At 69.3% G+C, this 18,851-nt stretch carries 18 protein-coding genes and 1 pseudogene; 9 read left to right on the top strand and 10 right to left on the bottom strand.

What is annotated here, in order from left to right:
• A partial coding sequence (locus C5E41_RS28110) for a universal stress protein (protein WP_181063458.1) occupies window positions 1-415 on the bottom strand: 415 nt, incomplete at its 3' end.
• Between the two features lie 188 nt (window positions 416-603).
• Here C5E41_RS28110 and C5E41_RS28115 point away from each other — a divergent pair.
• The 4 genes from C5E41_RS28115 to C5E41_RS28130 all read left to right on the top strand — a co-directional run bounded on the left by C5E41_RS28115 (window position 604) and on the right by C5E41_RS28130 (window position 3,010).
• Window positions 604-1,335 carry a FadR/GntR family transcriptional regulator gene (locus tag C5E41_RS28115; RefSeq protein ID WP_104378751.1) on the top strand — a complete coding sequence of 244 codons (732 nt, stop codon included), beginning with the start codon at window positions 604-606 and terminating at the stop codon, window positions 1,333-1,335.
• Window positions 1,325-1,990: a sterol desaturase family protein gene (locus C5E41_RS28120; RefSeq protein WP_104378752.1), complete on the top strand. Its 666-nt coding sequence runs from the start codon at window positions 1,325-1,327 to the stop codon at window positions 1,988-1,990. The genes C5E41_RS28115 and C5E41_RS28120 overlap by 11 nt, the downstream gene beginning before the upstream one ends.
• 162 nt (window positions 1,991-2,152) lie before the next feature.
• Window positions 2,153-2,371 (top strand): hypothetical protein, encoded by a 219-nt coding sequence (locus C5E41_RS28125; protein ID WP_104378753.1) that lies wholly within the window; start codon window positions 2,153-2,155, stop codon window positions 2,369-2,371.
• Between the two features lie 66 nt (window positions 2,372-2,437).
• Window positions 2,438-3,010 (top strand): hypothetical protein, encoded by a 573-nt coding sequence (locus tag C5E41_RS28130; protein WP_146097717.1) that lies wholly within the window; start codon window positions 2,438-2,440, stop codon window positions 3,008-3,010.
• Between the two features lie 128 nt (window positions 3,011-3,138).
• Here the strand turns inward: C5E41_RS28130 and C5E41_RS28135 are convergent, their stop codons facing one another.
• From C5E41_RS28135 to C5E41_RS28165, 7 genes are all read right to left on the bottom strand, one after another.
• Complete coding sequence (locus tag C5E41_RS28135; RefSeq protein WP_258081313.1) at window positions 3,139-4,089, bottom strand: alpha/beta hydrolase family protein; 951 nt, start codon at window positions 4,087-4,089, stop codon at window positions 3,139-3,141.
• Between the two features lie 82 nt (window positions 4,090-4,171).
• Window positions 4,172-6,301, bottom strand: coding sequence for an acyltransferase family protein (locus C5E41_RS28140; RefSeq protein ID WP_439956552.1), 2,130 nt, complete (start codon window positions 6,299-6,301; stop codon window positions 4,172-4,174).
• A 177-nt stretch (window positions 6,302-6,478) separates the two neighbouring features.
• On the bottom strand, window positions 6,479-7,636 hold the full coding sequence (locus tag C5E41_RS28145; protein ID WP_181063459.1) for an AMP-binding protein: 1,158 nt from the start codon (window positions 7,634-7,636) through the stop codon (window positions 6,479-6,481).
• A gap of 622 nt (window positions 7,637-8,258) precedes the next feature.
• On the bottom strand, window positions 8,259-9,038 hold the full coding sequence (locus C5E41_RS28150; protein WP_219823274.1) for a metallophosphoesterase family protein: 780 nt from the start codon (window positions 9,036-9,038) through the stop codon (window positions 8,259-8,261).
• A 29-nt stretch (window positions 9,039-9,067) separates the two neighbouring features.
• On the bottom strand, window positions 9,068-9,892 hold the full coding sequence (locus tag C5E41_RS28155) for a nucleotidyltransferase family protein (protein ID WP_104378758.1): 825 nt from the start codon (window positions 9,890-9,892) through the stop codon (window positions 9,068-9,070).
• Between the two features lie 32 nt (window positions 9,893-9,924).
• Window positions 9,925-10,413, bottom strand: coding sequence for a hypothetical protein (locus tag C5E41_RS28160; RefSeq protein ID WP_104378759.1), 489 nt, complete (start codon window positions 10,411-10,413; stop codon window positions 9,925-9,927).
• Window positions 10,410-12,836, bottom strand: a complete 2,427-nt coding sequence (locus C5E41_RS28165) for a molybdopterin oxidoreductase family protein (RefSeq protein WP_104378817.1) — start codon at window positions 12,834-12,836, stop codon at window positions 10,410-10,412. Before C5E41_RS28165 ends, C5E41_RS28160 begins: the two co-directional genes overlap by 4 nt.
• 176 nt (window positions 12,837-13,012) lie before the next feature.
• Between C5E41_RS28165 and C5E41_RS28170 the strand changes: the two genes are divergently transcribed.
• Window positions 13,013-13,537, top strand: a complete 525-nt coding sequence (locus tag C5E41_RS28170) for a DUF4383 domain-containing protein (RefSeq protein ID WP_063015568.1) — start codon at window positions 13,013-13,015, stop codon at window positions 13,535-13,537.
• Window positions 13,538-13,545: 8 nt separating this feature from the next.
• Here the strand turns inward: C5E41_RS28170 and C5E41_RS28175 are convergent, their stop codons facing one another.
• Together C5E41_RS28175 and C5E41_RS28180 are read right to left on the bottom strand one after the other, a co-directional pair.
• Complete coding sequence (locus tag C5E41_RS28175; protein WP_104378760.1) at window positions 13,546-14,385, bottom strand: glucose 1-dehydrogenase; 840 nt, start codon at window positions 14,383-14,385, stop codon at window positions 13,546-13,548.
• A 101-nt stretch (window positions 14,386-14,486) separates the two neighbouring features.
• Window positions 14,487-15,035: a TetR family transcriptional regulator gene (locus C5E41_RS28180; RefSeq protein ID WP_030513844.1), complete on the bottom strand. Its 549-nt coding sequence runs from the start codon at window positions 15,033-15,035 to the stop codon at window positions 14,487-14,489.
• Window positions 15,036-15,095: 60 nt separating this feature from the next.
• On the opposite strand from C5E41_RS28180, the pseudogene C5E41_RS28185 reads away from it, so the two are divergent.
• The 4 genes and pseudogenes from C5E41_RS28185 to C5E41_RS28200 form a co-directional block, all read left to right on the top strand.
• Window positions 15,096-15,434: pseudogene (locus C5E41_RS28185) on the top strand (DUF4334 domain-containing protein); the annotation flags it as partial.
• A 3-nt stretch (window positions 15,435-15,437) separates the two neighbouring features.
• Entirely contained in the window at window positions 15,438-16,523 is a 1,086-nt protein-coding gene (locus C5E41_RS28190) for an NAD(P)-dependent alcohol dehydrogenase (RefSeq protein ID WP_104378762.1), read from the top strand.
• A gap of 113 nt (window positions 16,524-16,636) precedes the next feature.
• Window positions 16,637-17,098 (top strand): SRPBCC family protein, encoded by a 462-nt coding sequence (locus tag C5E41_RS28195; RefSeq protein WP_104378763.1) that lies wholly within the window; start codon window positions 16,637-16,639, stop codon window positions 17,096-17,098.
• A 9-nt stretch (window positions 17,099-17,107) separates the two neighbouring features.
• On the top strand, window positions 17,108-18,742 hold the full coding sequence (locus tag C5E41_RS28200; protein ID WP_104378764.1) for a phytoene desaturase family protein: 1,635 nt from the start codon (window positions 17,108-17,110) through the stop codon (window positions 18,740-18,742).
• Window positions 18,743-18,851 lie beyond the last annotated feature (109 nt).

Here is an 18,851-nt window from a genome sequence, read left to right on the forward strand (position 1 = left end):
CCCGTTGCAACGCCCCCCGCCCGCGCCTGCCCACGACCAGCTTGCCGGCGGTCTCCGACCGCACCAGCAGGTCGCCGATGATCAGCTCCAGGCCCAGTTCGGCGTCGATATCGAGATCCGGTCCGCCGATGTCGCGAGCCACCTCGGTGGCGTGGGTGAGGATCTGCTCACCGTCGGTGCGCAGCCAATCGGGCTGTGCCGTACCGGCGGCCAAGCCGGGACCGAAGCTCGCCGGAATCGCGATCGAATGGACGATCTGCAACGGTGATCCGCCCAGCGCCGCATCGCGGGCCGCCCATGCCACTGCCTGCAGCGAGGTCGGTGAACCGTCCACGGCGACGACGATCGGTCCCGTCGCGATCTCCGGCTGCCCGGCGGGCCCGGACTTCTCGGTCACGGATTCCTCGGTGGTCACGGACATCCTCCTCGGTCGACTGCGCGGCGTACGAAAGCCGGTCCGGCCCGACGGCCGCCGCCGGGTGAAACTCGGGGATCACCGCACGTATCGGAACAGCTCGATCGTAGCGGGAGTGCGACGATTTCCCACGAATTCAACTGGTCTGACCACTTGACCTCTGACCAAGCCGGGATTACCGTCCGAGCATGGCCTTTCAGCGGATCGACCGGCAGACGGTCCCCGACGCGGTATTCGACCAACTCGTAACCGAGGTCCTCGACGGAGAACTTCCGGCCGGCGCCACGCTGCCGGCCGAACGGCAGCTCGCCGAGGCGCTCGGAGTGTCGCGGCCGACCGTGCGAGAGGCGCTGCGCAAACTCGCGCACACCGGCCTCATCGACGTGCGTCAGGGCGGAGCGACCACGGTGCGCGACTTCCGCCGCGCGGCCGGATTGGATCTACTGCCGCGACTCATCGTGCGGGGCGGCGAGTTCGACCACACCGTCGTCGCGAGCATCCTGCAGGCGCGGCTGGTCCTGGGCCGGGAGGTAGCCGCCCTGGCCGCCGAGCACGGCGGCGCGCAGCTGCACGCCGAACTCGGGGACTGCCTGGAATCGCTTGCCGCACAGCAGGAACCGGTCGCGCAGCAACTCGAGGCGCTGAAGTTCTGGGACCACATCGTCGATGGCACCGGATCGATCGTGTTCCGGCTGTTGTTCAACACACTGCGCGAGGTCTACGAGCCCGCGATCGTCGCGCTGGCGGGCGTGATGGCCGCCGAGGTCGGCAGCATCGACCACTATCGCCGGCTCACGGCCGCCGTCCTCGGCGGCGACCCGGCCGCGGCCCGCGCCGCCGCGGACACGCTGTTGCGGGTGGCCGCAACACAATTCGACACCGTAATACGCACGATGGAAGGTGCCGACGATGACCGCTGAGACCCGCTCCCACCGCCGGACCACGACGCTGCCCGACGCCTTCGGCGTCTTCGTGCGCCGTCCCTCGCCGTGGATCATCACCACACTGCCGGCGGGCGCACTCGCCGCCCGGATCGCGGTGGGCGACTGGCAGCTCAGCGATGTCCTGGTCGCCGGCGTGATGGTGGCATTCTTCCCGGTGACGGAGTGGGTGATCCACGTCTGCATCCTGCATTGGCGCCCCCGTCGGATCGGCCGTCTCACCCTGGATTCCCTGCTCGCGCGCAAACATCGCGAACACCATGCCGACCCACGCCGGGTGGATCTGATCTTCATCCCGTGGCAGACCTTCCTCTGGCTCTTCCCGGCGCTGGTTGTCATTGCGGCACTGGCCTTTCCGCGCATCGGGCTGGGATTGACCTTCCTCGCCGTGGTCGGCGCACTGGGTCTGGCCTACGAGTGGACCCACTACCTGATCCACACCGACTATCAGCCGCGCACCCGCCTGTATACCGCGGTCCGGCGCAACCACCGGCTGCATCACTTCAAGAACGAGCACTACTGGTTCACCGTCACCAGCTCCGGCACCGCCGACCGGCTGCTCGGCACCTACCCGGATCCGGCGTCGACGCCGAATTCCCGCACCGCCACGGCATTGCACGGCACCGGCCGCTGAAAGCGAAGCACCGGCCCGGTCCAGCCCTGCGCACCGAGGCGGGCCGCCCCCGGCATTGCCGCCCCGGACACTCGGGGCTGTCCGAATCCACCCGGATGTAGTGGATTTGACGATGTGGCAGCCGCATTCACAACGACATCCACGGAATAGGACCTCATCCGAATGAAGAAACTCGGAACTCTCACCCTGATCGGTGCCGCCGCGGCGGCCGTGCTGTGCGGCGGCGCGGGTGTCGCGGCGGCGGACGCCACCGTCTCCGCGACGCCGGTGGTGGCGCCGGGCGAGCCCGACCCCACCGGCACCGGCTCCTCGTCCGGCATCACCGATCTGGTGAAGGCGCTTTCCAGCGGAAGTGCGCAGGCCGCGACGCCAGCGGAGTAATCGGGACGGTTCCCCACCTCACCGGAGGTGGGGAACCGGCGCGGCGGGGCCACTATGTTCGTGGGTATGCACTGGGATCAGATGACCGCCACGACCGAGGAGTTGCGCAAGCGAGCGACCCGGCTGCGACGCGGCGTCGGTCAGCTCGGCATCCTCGAATCGATTCTCAGCGCGGCGCACGGCCCGTGGCTGGGCGCGATGGACGCCGACGGCCGCGGCACCGCCGAACTCAGAATGCATCTCGCCGGGCGATACCGGGTGACCGCGGTGGTGACCAGCGCGGGCAAGCTGAGCCTCATTCAGTTGCACACCCCCACCGCCGACGGCGGCGACAGGGAGCGCGTGCTCTCCCCCAAGCCCGCGCTGCGCCGCGGCTGGGACGACGACGAGCCGATGCCGAAGCAACCGCAGTGGCTGGACTATCTGGTCGAGTGGGTGGGTTCGGCCAGTACCGACGTCGACCGGCGTTCGGTGCTCGAATGGCATCTCGAGGGCGCGGACCGGCGCCTCGCGGCGATGAACGAGACCATCGAGAGTCTGCGGCTGAGCCTGACCGAACGCGAAGAACTGCGCGACGAGATCGCCGCCGAGGTCGAGCGGCTGCGCACCGAACTCGACTCGCTCGATCCCGCACGCTAGGTGCGGGATCTGTCGATACGCGACAGCGGCCGAGTGCTGCACCGGAACGCACCGCCGAACCGCCGCGACGCACTGCGCGTGGCGGCGACAGGGGCAGGGGCAGGGGCAGGGGCAGGGACAGTGCCCGGCTACGCCGATTCCGCGATGCTCGCGAGAATCGCCACCCGTGCCACCGACCACGCCGCCGATCCGGGATCGGTGAATTCGGCGTGCCCGACGCCGGGCAGGATGTGCAGGTCGGTGGGGTCGCCGGCGCGGCGGGCGGCCTCGGCGTAACGGCGGCTCTGTTCGACCGGCACCACCCGGTCGGCGTCGCCGTGCACGGCCGTGATGTGCACGCCCCTGGGGAGATTGACGATCGGCGAGGCGTACCGGTAGCGGTCGGGCACCTCGTCGGGCAGACCGCCCAGCAGTTTGCGCGCGAAACCGTCGTTGCCGTGGGCTACCGCGTAGTCGAGATCCAATACGGCCGCCATCAACGTCACACTGCGAATGTGCAGCCCGCGCGAGACGGCCGCTCCGTCGGTCCCGCGGCCCGCGACCCACGCCGCCAGCTGCCCGCCCGCCGAATGACCGGCAAGATGGACGTTGTCCAGATCGAGCCGTCCGCCGGCGCGCTGCTGGACAACCGTGGCCAGGGCTGCGACGGCGTCGTCGACGTCGGTCAGCGTCACCGGCCAGCCGCCGGCCCCGTTGACCCGCCGATACTCGATATTCCACACCGCGACACCGGACTCGGCGAGTTGCCGGGCCTGCGTGGAGAACTGGGTCAGGTCGCGGTACTGCGCCCAGCCGCCGCCGTGGATCGACACGACCACCGGACAACGGCCGGACGATCCGGACAACGGCCCACCGGCGGGCAGATACAGGTCACCGAAGGTATCGGCCTCGCGGCCGTACGCGATTCGGATCGGCACACCGGCTTCGGCCGGTGGAGTGATCAGACCGGGCACCGCCGGACCGGCATGCCCATCCGGTGCCGCCGGTTCCACGGAACCGAAACCGATCGCCGCGACGACGACCGCGAGTACCCCGGCCATGACCCACCGGCGCGCCCCACCCTGTCCAACGCCCACCACGTGCGGGCACCTCCTGCTCGAGCCACTCGTGGATACGGTACTGGCAATCGAGCCGCCGTGTCGCCCCACGTGACACGCAGCACTACCACCAGTGCAGCAACGGCCGCAATCGGCGGCCGAGCACGCCGGACAGCGAGCGCGAATAGCTCGAGGTCAGATGGTGTTCGTCGTGGTAGATCAGGATATTGCCGGCGACCACGGGGCAGACGGACGCATCGCAGAACGCATCGCTGAGATCGATCGGGAAGATGTTCGGATAACGCGAGGCCGGTTCGAGCTGCGGATCGACCGGGTCGAGCGCATCGCTGCGGCGCATGCCGCAGCTGACCGGGTCGCCGCCGCCGGCCAGACAGTCGGCCGCCGTGTAGCGAATCTCGTTGTGGCGCAACCACGGTGAATCGCGAATGGTGGTGGTGTCGAGGCCGCGCTCGGCCAGCGCCGACCATACGTCCACGTAGTCGGGCGGTGTTTCGTCCCCGGTTCCGGCGCGGGGCCGGCTGCCGGTGGTGAACACCCACTCCGGCCGGTCGGCGGCCAGGCGGTCCAGGACCGCCCGCGACCAGTCGCGGCAGTCGGGAATCGGTTCCCCCTTGTAGGTGGCGTCGTCGGCCAGGGTGAGGGGGCAGCCCATCTTCAGATACACCCGGATGCGGAACGAATGCTGCGCGGCGAGCTCCTGGAGCGCCGGAACCCAATGTTCGGCATGGGAACTACCCACCACCGCCAGTGTGCGGGTGGCGCTCGCGTCGCCGTAGGTGCACGTGACCACCTCGCGGGTGTCCCAGTCGGCGATGCAACCATCGAGGGTGGGTGGTGGTAGTTCCCCCGGAGCCTGCAGGACGGTGGGCCGCATGGGGGCCTGAGGTGTCGGCGCCCCCGCCGCCAGCGCCTCCGCACCCGGATACAGCACTGGATCCAGCAGCCGCATCGGTTGCGCCGGATGCATCCGCACCACGCCGAACTGCCACGCACCCGTGGCCGCGACCACGACGACGGCCACCGCACACACCACCGCGCCCGCGCCGCGCCGATACAGCCGCGAGGCGATCGCCGCCGGCACACCGCGCGCACTCACCCGCAACGGCTGTTCGATCAGCCGGTTCGTCGCCCAGGCCAGCAGCAGCGACACCGCGACCACCAGCGCGCCGTCGCGCAGCCCGGCGTGCGGACGACCCGATTCGGCCAGGTAGAAGATGAGGATCGGCCAGTGCCACAGATACAGCGGATAGGCGACCTCGCCGAGCCATCGCGCCACCCGTGCGGCGAGAATTCGATTGGGCCACGGCATCTGTGCCGCGGCGACGTTGGTGCCGGAGACGATCACCGCCACCGCGGCCAGGACCGGAACCAGCGCCGCGGGACCGGGATAGCGGTTGGCGCCGTCGACGATCAGCCAGCCGCACGCCAGCACGCCCAGCACGCCTGCGAGCGCCGTCACCGCCCGCAGCATCCACGGCAGCAGCAGGGCCGGTCCGGCCAGTGCCAGCGCCGCCCCGGCGAGCAGTTCCCACAGCCGCGCGCCGCTGTCGTAGTAGTTCCAGCCCTGATGAGTTGCCGCCCCGTGGGTCGCGTACAGCAGCGACGCGACGGCCGCGGGTGCGATCACAGCAGCCAGGACGGGGCGCAGCAGTGCGGTGCGGCCGGTGCGGCGCAGCACGGTGGCGACCGCCGCCACCACGACCAGGGCCAGCACATAGAACTGCCCCTGCACGGCCATCGACCACAGATGCTGCAGCGGGCTCACCGACGGATCGGCGGCCAGATAATCCGACCAGCTCGTCGCGAGTCGCCAGTTCTGGTAGTAGAACAGCGAGGCCAGGGTCTGTCCCGCCAGATCCGACCACTGTGTGTAGGGCCGCGTGTACACGGTCGCGGCGACGACGGCGGCCAGAACGACGACCATCGCCGGCAGTAGCCGCCGCCCGGTCCGGCGCAGGGTGAATCCGATGCCGACGGCTCCCCGTTCGGCGCGGCGCACCAGCAGTCCGGTGAAGAAGAATCCCGACAGCACCAGGAAGACGTCCACGCCGCCCGACACCCGGCCGAACCAGATGTGGAACACCACCACCAGCGCGATCGCCACTCCGCGCAACCCGTCCAGGTCGCCGCGGTAGGCGGTGGTCGTCCGCGGCGCGATATCGGCCGTGTCCGAGGCCGAGCGGGCCGGCCGTGCCGGCGCGGCGATCCGGGCGCGCGCGATATCTCCGGTCACCACGCGAAACGCCGGTTCCCGCGAGGGGGCGCCGGTACCGACACACGAGGGTGGAGATGAACATGCGCAGACCACAACACGTCCACTCTCTTAGCACGCCGCAAACACTCAGCGCCACTTCGCCTTCCACGCGCGCACCGATGAACTACACTGCGCGCGCGACGGTGGCGCCGCCGGTCAGCCGGCGTCGACGACCGATGCGGGCAGGCCGGCCAGGCTGCGACTGAGATAGCTGCCGTCGCCGGTGAGGCAGCGTTCGAATTCGACGGGGTCGTTGAGGTAGGTCGTCGCCAGGGATTTGGTGTGCACGTGCGCGTACTGTTCGCCGTCGGTGGAGCGGGTCTCCATGCGGACTCCGGACAGCAGATGGACGCCGGACTCCCCGTCGGCGGCGTCGAAACCGTATGCGACCGGGCCGGTTTCGTCGAGGCCGTAGCAGATGGTGATCGGCCCCGACACGGCCCGCACCCGGGCCGCCACCGAGGATGCGACCGAATGCGGGGACAGCCGCAACCGGATCCGGCGCAGTGCCGCCGCGACATCGACCGACAGATCCTCCCGGGTGCCCTGCACCATCGCCTGATAGACGGCGGGTTCGGCCACCAGTACGGTCGGCGATTCCGCGGCCAGGTGACGATGGATGTTGCCCGGCGCATGGGTTCCGGCGGGCAAAACCAGATCGGCGCCGGCGACGAGGTTGGCGACGGTGGCGGTGTGGAATCCGAATCGCCCGAACAGACTCGCGAAACACAGCGTCCGATCGGATTCGCGCAGTTTGCTCGCACCGACCCAGGCGGTGGCCGCGTTGAGGACCGCGGTCGCGGAGTATTCGAGACAGACCAGCCGTCGCGACGGCGCGGAGGCGACGCGGCACAGTTCGGTGTCGCGGTGCAGGGCCGGGCGGTCGCCGTCGAAATCGGTACGCTGCGCCCAGGATCGTTCGTCGAGCCGGATCCCGCCGGCCTGCCCGGAGGCGACGACGGCGTCGATTCCGCACTCCTCGATCAACTCCCGCATCGCGGTGAGCGGCAGTGCCGGATTGGCGAGAACCGGAATGTCGCCGCGGGCGAGCAGGGACAGCATCGTCGAGATGTAACCGGGCGAATTCCCGAGCGCCACAAGGACTCTCGCACGTGGACGGCGCAACACCGTATCGAACCGCGCGGCCTTGTCCGAGGCCTCGGCGAGCAGGTCGCCGAAGGTCCGGCTGTCGTGCGTGCTCGACACCGTCGCGTACGGGCGCATCCGCATGGCGGTCGTGACCGCGCTGAACAGCAGCGCGGGTCTACCGGCACCGGTCGCGATATCCCTGCCCCGATATCCTCGAATATTCACCGATGCAGAATGTATTGTCATCGAATACCAATCTTTGTTCCCCCTTGTCCGACATCTACCGCATTCCTCCCCGCAGTACACGCTCACACCCGATCACATGTGGACACAGGCAGCGACACATCGCCTGCGGATGAAAACGTCACATGTACGCCACCGGGATGCGGGACACATTAGCCAGAACAACAACAATACGCAACCGCGCGCATTATTAGGTGTTTTGCGAACACATTTACGGATGCAAGCACATTTGCACGGATGAATGTACGCGATTTCGTACGTGCGCCGGACCGCTCGCCGCTCTTCATCAGGTGCGGTCCGGCGAGCTCAGCGGTACTGCGCAACCCGGCGCGGCACCGGCTGTTCCCGCTGGGCTCCGGGGTGTGTCGCGGCCGGTGCCGGTGCGGGCCCGCCTGCACCTCCCCAGGCCGGGCGGCCGCGCGAATTCGCCTCGCGACCACCCGGACAATCCTTCCCCGCATCGGCGGGAACGGAATTCCTGCCGCTCGGGCGGGGGTTGCCCGCACCGCCGATGGGTATTCTCCACAAATGATTCCGCAGCCCGCAGGGAATTGCCAGAAGTTCGGCGGCACTTCCCCGCCCGGATAGCACCGGCAATTGCTCGTCAGGCCGGAGTCCGAGCGGCCTCGGCCGACTCGGCCGGCACGCCGGACGTCGCCGCCGACTCCGGTACCGCCAGGTCGTAGACCGTGTACGCCGCGCGGATCACCGGCTGGGCGACATTGCGCACCCGGACCCCGCCCGGTGTGGTGCCGCGCTCGTATCCGGCGTGCGCGTGCCCGTGGATCGCAAGATCGGCGCCGCCGCAGGTGTCGATCGCCTCACCGAGCAGGTACGAGCCCAGGAACGGATAGATTTCGGGCGGCTCGCCGTGCAGGGTGTCCCCGCAGGGCGAATAGTGGGTGAGCGCGACCTTCACATCGGTGTCCAGCCGGCACAGTGCGACGTGCAGCGCGTCGGCGAGATCGACGGTATAGGAGGCGAATTCGCGCATGATCCGCTCACCGAAAACGCTCGCGCACTTTCCGGCGAAGCCGCCACCGAACCCCTTCGTGCCCGCCACGCCCAGCGAGTGCGGCCCCACGGTCACCGTGGTGGAGGTCCCTTCCAGGACCCGGATCCCGTGATCGCACAGCAGGGCCGTGATGTCGTTCTGCCGATCGGAATGGTGATCGTGATTGCCGAGCACCGCGATCACGGGCACACCGGGGTCCTCCAGTTCGCTCGCGACCACCCGCGCCTCGTCGAGAGTGCCGTGCCGGGTGAGGTCGCCGCCGACCAGCAGGACGTCGGCCTCCTCGGGCAGTCGTTCCAATGCCGGGCGCAGGGTCCCCTGCGATTCCGCGCCGAGGTGGATATCGGCCACCGCCGCGATGCGCACCACCCCGTCCGTCGTCCGTTCGGCGCCCGTCATCAGCTCAGCCGTTCGTGATCGACGGTGGGCGCGTGCGTGGGGGTAACCCGAATATCGTTGTGAATGCGCAGTTTCGGCGCGTGCTCGCGCACGATGTCCTCCAGATCGCTGCGCTGCTGTTCGCTGCCGACCTCCCCGCACAGCACCACCACGGCGCCGCGGATGGTCACCTGCACGCCGAGTTCGGCGGTGCGCGGATCCTCCGCGAAAGCCCGCCGCAGATTCGCGACCAGATATTGCGGCAACACCTCGTCGCCCGAGTCCTGAGCCATGACCTCACCTCCGATTCCGAGATCCTCGATCAGCGCCAGAAACGCCCGCGCGTACGGCGACACCGCGGTTTCTTCCCGCGCGCGCCGCCAGTCGACCTGTTCCCGCAGATCCCGGGCGATCGCCAGCAACCGCGTGAAGTCGAGCCGGTGCGGGTCGAGGACCATCAATTTGTCCACCATCAGATCGGTGCCACTGAGCACCGGAGCCGCCGCCGGACCGATCCGCATCCAGGTCGCCCGGCCCAGCAGATCGTCGTCGACGTTGCGGTAGTTGGGCCGGAAGATCAAGTCCACCAGCGTATTTCCGTCGTACACCTTGGTCAGCCAGTCTTCGGGCGGGTCGACGGCGTGCAGCCCGGATGCGGTCAGGATGTCGCGGGCGCGGGCCGCGTCGACGGGTTTGACGTAGATGTCGACATCGTGGTCGCTCGCGGGGCCACCGCGCGCGTACACCGCACAGCCGCCGCCAACCGCGAAGTCGATCTCGTGGGCCAGCAGCGCGTTCACCACCTTGGTGAGCGTGTGGAGCAACTGCTCTGTCGAGGCGGTCATAGCGGGCGCATACCCGCCGTGGGCAGCGGTATTCACGGCGTCGCGACGGCCTGCGGCGCGGTCTCCTTGATCTTCGCATTGGCCCAGCGCATCTGGCGCAAGGTCTCCGGATGGCAGTCGGAGGCCAGATCCAGCAGTTCGCCGTCTCGCGCCGCCTGCGCCGCTCGAGCCAGGATTTCCCAGTTCACCGACACCACCGCGGCGTGGCTGTGAATCTCGCGCAGATCGTGCAGCAACAGCAGGGCGGGCGCATGGCGTCGCCCCACCAGGGTGCCGAGAGCCCGCCGGACCGATTCCACCGATCCGGAAGCCGTCACCGGCGAAGGGTCCAGATGCAGACCGCGGTCTTCCCCGACGGCGGCCAGTTTGCGGCGATGGTCGTCGGTCCAGACCAGCAGGTCCCGGCACACGTGATGAACCTCGTGATCAGTGCGGTGCCGGTCGGCGGTGCGGATCAGCAGCTTTCCCAGATGGGTCTCGCTGCGGTGTATCTCGGCGAGCATGGCGTCCAGGTCGTTCATCGCGCACTCCGCTCCAGTTCGACCGCCGGTGTGGTGACGCGTTCGGATCGCCGGGCGGGCCGGACGAGTTCCACTGCGGCGGCGCCGGATTTGAACAGCGGTTGTTTCGAGACCGGATCCCATTCGGTGGGGGTGAGTTCGTTGGCGGCGGTGCCGTCCTTACCGGCGGGGCGATCCCCGGCCGCGGTATCCCAATAGCCGTAGTGGAACGGGAGGAAGACCACGCCGGAGCGGATGGCGCCGGTGCGCAGCCGGGCCGTCACCTGCCCGCGCGCGGTGCGGACGCGCAGCAGGTCGCCGTCGTCCCACCCCTCCCGCCGGGCGTCCTCGGCCGCCATCTCCACCCACACCTGCGGCGCGGCGGCCTGCAGCTGCGGTACGCGGCCGGTTTTGGTGCGGGTGTGGAAGTGGTAGAGCGTGCGTCCGGTGATCAGCGCGTACGGATAGTCCTCGCTCGGCGTCTCGTGCCGCGGCAGGTACTGCGCCGCCTTGATCACGGCGCGGCCCTCCGGGTTCAGCGCGCGATACTCCGTCGGTTCCAGCGGAGCACCGGTGATCAGGTCGCGACCGTAGGTCTCGCAATCCTGCGGCGCCGCACGGAATTTCGCGTCGGCGTACAGCCGCTCGGTGCCCTCCGGATGCTCCTCGGTGCACGGCCACTGAATGCCACCCCGCGCGCGAAGTTTCGCGTAGGTCATGGCCGAGTAGTCGCACAGGCGCCCCGCGCTGCACCGCTTCCACTGCTCGAACACCTCCTCCGGGGTCCGCCACGGCAGCAGCGGTGCGCCGTCGGCGTCGCGCAGATCCAGGCGGCGGGCGTAATCGAGGAAGATGTCCAGATCGGGCCGGGCGCCCCCGGGCGGCTCGACCGCCTTCTCCGACAGGTGCACGGTGCGGTCGGCATTGGTGAAGGTTCCGGTCTTCTCACCCCAGGTCGCCGCGGGCAGCACCACGTCCGCCAAGTGCGCTGTCTCGGAAAGGAAGATGTCCTGCACGACGAGAAACAGCCGCCGCTGCGACAGCAGGGCGCGAACGCGCGCGAGTTCGGGCAGCGACACCGCAGGATTGGTGCCGTTGACGTAGAGGAAGCGGATCGACCCGTCCTCGACGAAGCGCAGGATCTGCATGAGATGCGTCGGCGCGCTGAAGTGCGGTATGCGTTGCGGGTCGACATTCCACAGCCGGGCCAGTTCTTCGACGTGAGAATCGTTGGCCCAGTTGCGAAAACCCGGCAGATCGCCGTCGGCCCCGCATTCCCGGGTGTTCTGCGCGGTGGGCTGGCCGTTCATTTGCAGGACGCCGCAGCCGGGCCGGCCGAGCATGCCGCGAATCAGGTGAATGTTGTTGACCTGCACCGCGGCCGCGGTGGCCTGATGGGATTGGTAGAAGCCCTGCAACACGGTCGACAGCACCCGCTCGCCCGTGCCGATGATCCGCGCCGCGGCCCGCAGATCGGCCTCCGGCACATCGCAGACCTGTGCCGCGCGTTCGGGCGTACAGTCGGCGACCTGTTTGCGCAGTTCGTCGAATCCGACCGTATGCGCGTCGATGTAGTCGCGGTCGATCCAGTCGTTGCGGATCAGCTCGTGCAACAGCGCGTTCATCACCATCACATTGGTGCCCGGGCGCGGCGCCAGATGGACGGTGGCCGCGCGCGCCACCTGCGTGGTGCGCGGATCGACGCAGACGAGGGCGGGCGGATTCGGGCCGCGCAGGCGATCGAGCATGCGCGCCCACAGCACGGTCTGGGTTTCGGCGACGTTGTGGCCGTAGAGCGCGATCACGTCGGCGTGGTCGACGTCGGCGTAACTGCCGGGCTGCCCGTCGGATCCGAAGGATTCCTTCAACGCCTCACCGGCGGTGGCGGTGCACAGCCGGGTGTTGCCGTCGAGATGATTGGTGCCGATGCCGCCCCGGGCGAGGACGGTCAGCGCGTAGTACTCCTCCAGGAACAATTGCCCGGTGGTGTAGAAGCCGATCGAACCCGGCCCGCGCTCGCCCAGCAGTTCGCGGGTCCGCTCGGCCACCATCGACATGGCTGTGTCCCAATCGGTTTCGACCAGTTTGCCGCGCCGGCGCACCAGCGGGGCCGTCAGCCGGTCGGGTGAATTGTTGGCCTGCCAGCCGAAGAGGTCCTTCGGTCCCAGCCGACCGCGGTTGACCCGATCCCCGGCGCGGCCGCGCACTCCCACGATGCGTCCCTCGTGCACGGCGATATCCATGGCGTCGCCGTTGGAGTGCAGCACCGAGGCGGTCGGCACCCAGCGTTCCACCATGTCCTCGCGCACACCTTCGGCCAGGAACATATCCACGCGCTCCGGCCACGCTTGGCCGGGGCCGTACGGAGTTCGCGTTCCCCACGGGTGTGCGATGCGGTCGTGTTCACTCGTCCCGGCCGTGTCTGTGCCGGATCGGATATGCATGGTCACCTCGGAGACGAAGAGTGGCGGACGAAGCGGACCGGTCCTGGCGGTAGCTCAGGTTTGTGTGCGCCATACCCGCGCTCACCGGGTTGTAACTGCTTCGCGCTGTTTGTGGCGGTCCGGTGCGGTTACCTTCGGAGATACGGGCGAATCGTCGGCACTCGAAGGGAGCAGCAATGGCCACCGCATCTGTACCTCGGCATCGGGCGCGGGTTTCCCCGGTGCAGGCCGCGGCCTATCTGGTCGGGGCGGCGTTCCTGGTGGTCGGGGTGCTCGGATTCATTCCGGGCGTGACCACGAACTACGACATGCTCACCTGGAGCGGGCACCATTCCGGCGCCGAACTGTTCGGGGTGTTCCAGGTCTCGGGCCTGCACAACACCGTGCACCTGGTGTTCGGCGTCGCGGGTCTGGCGATGGGCCGCACGACGATGACCGCGCGGACCTACCTCATCGCCGGCGGTGTCGTCTATCTCGCGCTCTGGGTGTACGGACTGGTCGTGGACAAGGAGTCGACCGCGAACGTCATTCCGGTCAACACCGCGGACAACTGGCTGCATCTGGGCCTCGGCGCGGCGATGCTGCTGTTCGGCCTGTTCCTGGGCCCGGCCGACCGTCCCATCCTGTTCGAGGGCTCTCCGCAGCCGGGACGGCCGGAGTCCGCTCCGCCGCCCGGGACCGGCCACGGCCGGACCGATTGACGGGCCGATCAGAGGATCGGCCGGCCGCCGGTGACGGCGAGCCGCGCGCCGGAGATGTAGCTGCCGTCGTCGGAGGCCAGCAGCACATAGGAGGCGGCGAGCTCGGCGGGCTGCCCCGCCCGCCCGAGCGGGACGTCGTCGCCGAAGTTGCGCACCTTCTCCACCGGCATGGTGGACGGGATCAGCGGCGTCCAGATGGGGCCGGGCGCCACGCTGTTGACGCGAATCCCCTTCTCCCCCAACATCTGCGCGAGGCTGGCGCAGAAGTTGGCGATCGCCGCCTTGGTGGCGGCGTAGGGCGCCAGCGTCGGCGAGGGCATATCGGAGTTCACCGAGGAGCTGCCGATGATCGAGCCGCCCGCCGGCATATGCGGGACGGCCGCCTTCACCAGATGGAACAGCGCGCCGACATTGAGCTTGAACGTGTAATCCCATTCCTCGCCGGAGATCTCGTCGAGGCTTTCGTGCGTCATCTGATACGCGGCATTGCTGACCAGCACGTCGATCTTGCCGAATTCGGTTGCGGCGCGGTCGATGACGGCCTTGCAGTGTTCGGGATCGGAGAGGTCGCCCGGTACCGCGACCGCCTTGCGGCCCGCCTGCTCCACCAGCGCGACGACCTGCTGCGCGTCCTCGTGCTCGTCGAGGTAGGAGATCAGCACATCGGCGCCCTCGCGCGCGAAGGCGATGGCCACGGCCCGGCCGATTCCGCTGTCGGCGCCGGTGATCACCGCTGACTTTCCGGTGAGCTTGCCCGATCCCTGATAGCTGCCCTCCCCGCAGTCCGGTCGCGGAGACATCTGCTGCTGCACCCCGGGGACCTGTTGCTGCTGCTCCGGAAAACCCATCGCGATCTCCTGTCGACGTGGCGGCGGTGGAAGCCCCGTGCTTGCGCGGAGCCTCAGCACTCGCGCTACCCGCGACCACGGCGGGCAAACCGGCGCCACACTCAGGGGGCGATCAGCCGCCGGGCCGCGAGAACGGTGGCCGCGCGCCGGTCCTCGGCATCGTCGTCGTGCAGGGCGTGGACCGCGGAGGTGCGGGCGAGATCGGTCAGCAGAGTCAGCAGCGTCAGCGGATGGAAGGTGCCGGTGATGACCCCGGCGCGCTGACCGCGGCGGATCTCGGCGATCTTGGGTGCGACCGCGCGGCGGATCGCCTCGTCGGCGCCCGGGATGTCGGTGCGTTCGATCTCCGCCCACGCCTGCAGGCGGGCATTGTCGGGGTTTCGCAGATAGTGATCGAAAAGCCTGCCGACATAGGACGGCAGATCGCCCGCGTCCAGGGCGGTCTCGGCGGTGGTCTCGGTCGCCCACTGCTCGGTCACCGCAGCGTAGAGATCGTCCTTGCCGGCGAAATAGGCGTACAGGCGATCCTTGCTGGCATTGGCCGCCTCCGCGATCCGGTTGATCCGGGCTCCGGCCACGCCGTAGCGGGCGAACTCCGCCTTGGCCGCGGCGAGGATTCGCTCCCTGGTGGCATGGCCTGCTGCGCGCATGCCGCGGATCCTATCTTGCCGAACCAGCTGGTTCGGGTGTAGGTTGCCGAACCAGCTGGAGGCGCGGCCTTCCGCACCGGACATCCGCTGTGCCGCGCACTCGACAAGAGCGGCTGGTACGGCAAGACCTTTCATTCGACGATGGATGCCGAACCGCTGATCTGCCGCGCCGAGGACGGCACACTGTTCTCCGATGTCGAATTGGGCGGCGGCAAGGCCACGCTGTGGAATATCGAATTCCGCGGCGAGGTCACCGCGACCATGGTCTACGACGGCCGCGCGGTGTTCGACCACTTCAAGCGCCTCGACGACAACACGCTGATGGGCATCATGAACGGACGCCCCGAATTGGTGCTCGCCGGCGGCGAATTCTTCTACTTCCTGCTCGAGCGGGTCTGAGCCGTGCCACTGACCACTGCCGCGCTGTCGCGTGATCCGCAGGCTCCGTTCAGCCTCGAATCCGTCGCGATCGACGAGCCGCGCGCGGACGAGATCCTGGTCCGGATCGAGGCGTCGGGCATCTGCCACACCGATCTGGTCTCCCGCGCCGCCGGCGCGTCCGACCGCCCGGTGCTGCTCGGCCACGAGGGCGCGGGTGTGGTGGAGGCCGTCGGCGCCGAGGTGACGGGTGTGCGGCCCGGCGACCGGGTGGTGCTGACCTTCCGGCACTGCGGGAACTGCCGCAACTGCCGTCTCGGCCGGCTGCCGTACTGTGCGCGATCCACCGCGTTGAACCAGTTCGGCGGCCGTGCCGACCGCTCGCCCCGCATCACCGTCGACGGCACGCGCGTGCGCGACGGCTTCTTCGGGCAGTCGAGTTTCGCCGGGTACGCGCTGAGCACCGCAGACAACACGATCGTCGTCCCCGCCGACACCGATCCGGTCGTCGCCGCCGCGCTGGGCTGCGGTTTCCAGACCGGCGCGGGCGCGGTCCTGAATGTGCTCGCCCCCGAACCGGATTCGCAGATCCTGATCTACGGCGCGGGTGCGGTCGGCATGGCCGGGCTCCTGGCCGCGCGGACACTGCCCGGCACCACGGTGCTGGTCGTCGAACCCTCGGCCGATCGCCGTGCGCTCGCCCTCGAACTCGGCGCGGCCGCCGCGCTGGACCCGGCCGACGCCGAGACCGCCGCCACGATCGCCGAACTCACCGGCGGCGGCGCCACCCATGCCCTCGACACCGCCGGCCGCCCGGAGGTGCTCGCCGCGGCGGTGGCGGCCCTGGCCACCGGTGGCGCGGTGGCGGTGGTCGGCCTCGGCGTCCCGCAACTCGACATGCGCGAGATCGTGTTGGGCGGCAAGACCATTCACGGCTGCCTGGAAGGCGACGCCGTGCCGCAGCGGTTCATCCCGCAGCTGCTCGAGCTCTACACGGCCGGGCGGCTACCGCTCGACCGGCTGGTCCGGTCCTACCCGTCCACCGAGATCGGCACCGCCCTGGCCGACCACCACGCGGGACGCGTCGTCAAACCCGTTCTGACCTGGTAACCCGCGACGCGGCGCCGCACGCACTCGGCGCCACCACCGAGTGATCCGTGTACGAGCGCGTGGCGCGGGTATGGCGTCAGCGTTGCCCACCGAGACCACGAGGAGGTCGCAGCATGACAACAGTCACCGAATCGGTCGATGTGCACGTACCGGTAAACACCGCGTACAACCAGTGGACCCAGTTCGAATCGTTCCCGCAGTTCATGCAGGGCGTCGAGCGGGTCGAGCAGCGCGACGACACGCACACCCACTGGACGGTGCACGTCGCCGGCGCGACGCGCGAATTCGACGCGAAGATCACCGAGCAGCACCCCGACGAGCGGGTGTCGTGGACCTCGGAGGCCGGTCCCCGGCATGCGGGCGTGATCACCTTCCATCGGCTCGACGAGGACACCACGCGCGTCACCGCGCAGATGGATATCGATCCGGACGGGTTCGTGGAGAACGTCGCCGACAAGCTCGGCATACTCGATCGCCGCGTCAAGGGTGACCTCGAGCGTTTCCGCGACTTCATCGAAGCGCGCCAACAGGAATCCGGTGCGTGGCGCGGGGACGTCGACCGGCCCCGGCCCTAGCGAGTGCCCATGTCCTCGCCCGCTCCCGGTGGTTCGGCGCCGCTCGACGCCGAGCCGGTCGATGCCGTGATCATCGGCGGCGGGCACAACGGCCTGGTGAGCGCCGCGCTGCTCGCCGATCACGGCTGGGATGTGGCGGTGCTGGAGGCCCAGGACACCGCCGGGGGCGCCGTGCGCAGTGCCGAGCTGGTGCCCGGCTACCGGATGGATCTGTTCAGCGCGTTCTATCCGATGGCCGGGGCCTCGCCGGCGCTGCGGGACCTCGGTCTGGAAGATCACGGATTGCGATGGAGCCGAGCGCCCATCGTGTACGGCCACCCGTCGGGCCCCGAGGATACGGATGCCGCCGTCGTGCATCCGGACGCCGAAGCCACGGCCGAGGCGCTGGCTCGGCGCGATCCCCGCGACGGCCGCACCTGGATGCGGCTGTTCGAGCAGTGGCGGCAGGTACGCGAACATCTACTCGGGTCGTTCCTCGGCCCGTTCCCGCCCGTGCGCGGCGCGGCCGGGCTGTGGCGTGATCTCGGCTCCGCCGAGCTGTTCCGCTATCTGCGGTTCCTGATCCTGCCGGTCGGGCGGATGGTCGACGAACTGTTTCACGACGAAGCTGCCAAATTGCTGATCATGGGCAACGCCATGCATGCCGACGTACCGGTGGACGCGCCCGGCAGCGGTGTCTACGGCTATCTGCTGACCATGCTGGCCCAGAACGGCGGATTTCCGGTTCCGGTGGGCGGAGCCGGGGCGCTGAGCGCGGCCCTGATCCACCGCGCCGAGTCGGCGGGGGCCCGGGTGCACTGCGGCCAGCCGGTAGATCGCGTCCTCATCCGTCACGGGCGCGCCGACGGGGTGATTACGGCCGCCGGGCAGGTGGTGCGGGCACGAAAGGCAGTCATCGCCGACATCGACGCGCCGACGCTCTACACCCGGCTGCTCGCCGACGCGCAGCTGCCGCGGCGGCTGCGCGCGGATCTCGAACGATTCACCTGGGACGCGCCGACCCTCAAGGTGAATTACGCACTCTCCGAACCGATTCCATGGCGGTCGAAGCAACTGCGGGCGGCGGGCACGGTGCATCTGGGCGCCGACCGCGCGGGGCTGGCGCGATGGACCACCGATATCGGCACCGGCGTGGTGCCGCATACGCCGTTCATGCTGTTCGGTCAGATGACCACGGCCGATCCCAGCCGGTCGGCGCCCGGCACCGAATCGGCGTGGGCATATACCCACCTGCCGCGCGGGGTCACCGACGACGCTTCGGCCGACCTGCTGGCCGAACGGGTCGACGCCGTGCTCGAGGCCCACGCGCCCGGCTTCGGCAGCCGGATTCACGCGCGGATCGTGCAGCGACCCAGCGACCTGCACTGCGCCGACGGCAATCTCGTCGGCGGCGCGGTCAACGGCGGCACCTCCCAACTGCACCAGCAGTTGGTGTTTCGCCCGGTTCCCGGACTCGGCCGCCCCGAAACCGTGGTGCCGGGACTGTATCTGGGCTCGGCGTCGGCACATCCGGGCGGCGGCGTACACGGCACCTGCGGCGCCAACGCCGCGCGCGCCGCACTGGCCGACTCCCGGCCCACCGGGTGGCCGCGGCGAAAGGTGTTGTCCCGCTTGCACACCGCGCTCTACGACACCGACCGCTGATGCTCTGTGACACCGACCGCTGACCGGACGGAGAAAGCTGGCGACAGCTTGCTGGTGCCGGAACTCGAGCAGATCCCGCAGCGATTCGACGATATCGACGCCGGTGTCC

It is taken from the genome of Nocardia nova (genome assembly GCF_002933465.1).
Taxonomy (GTDB): domain Bacteria; phylum Actinomycetota; class Actinomycetes; order Mycobacteriales; family Mycobacteriaceae; genus Nocardia; species Nocardia nova_B.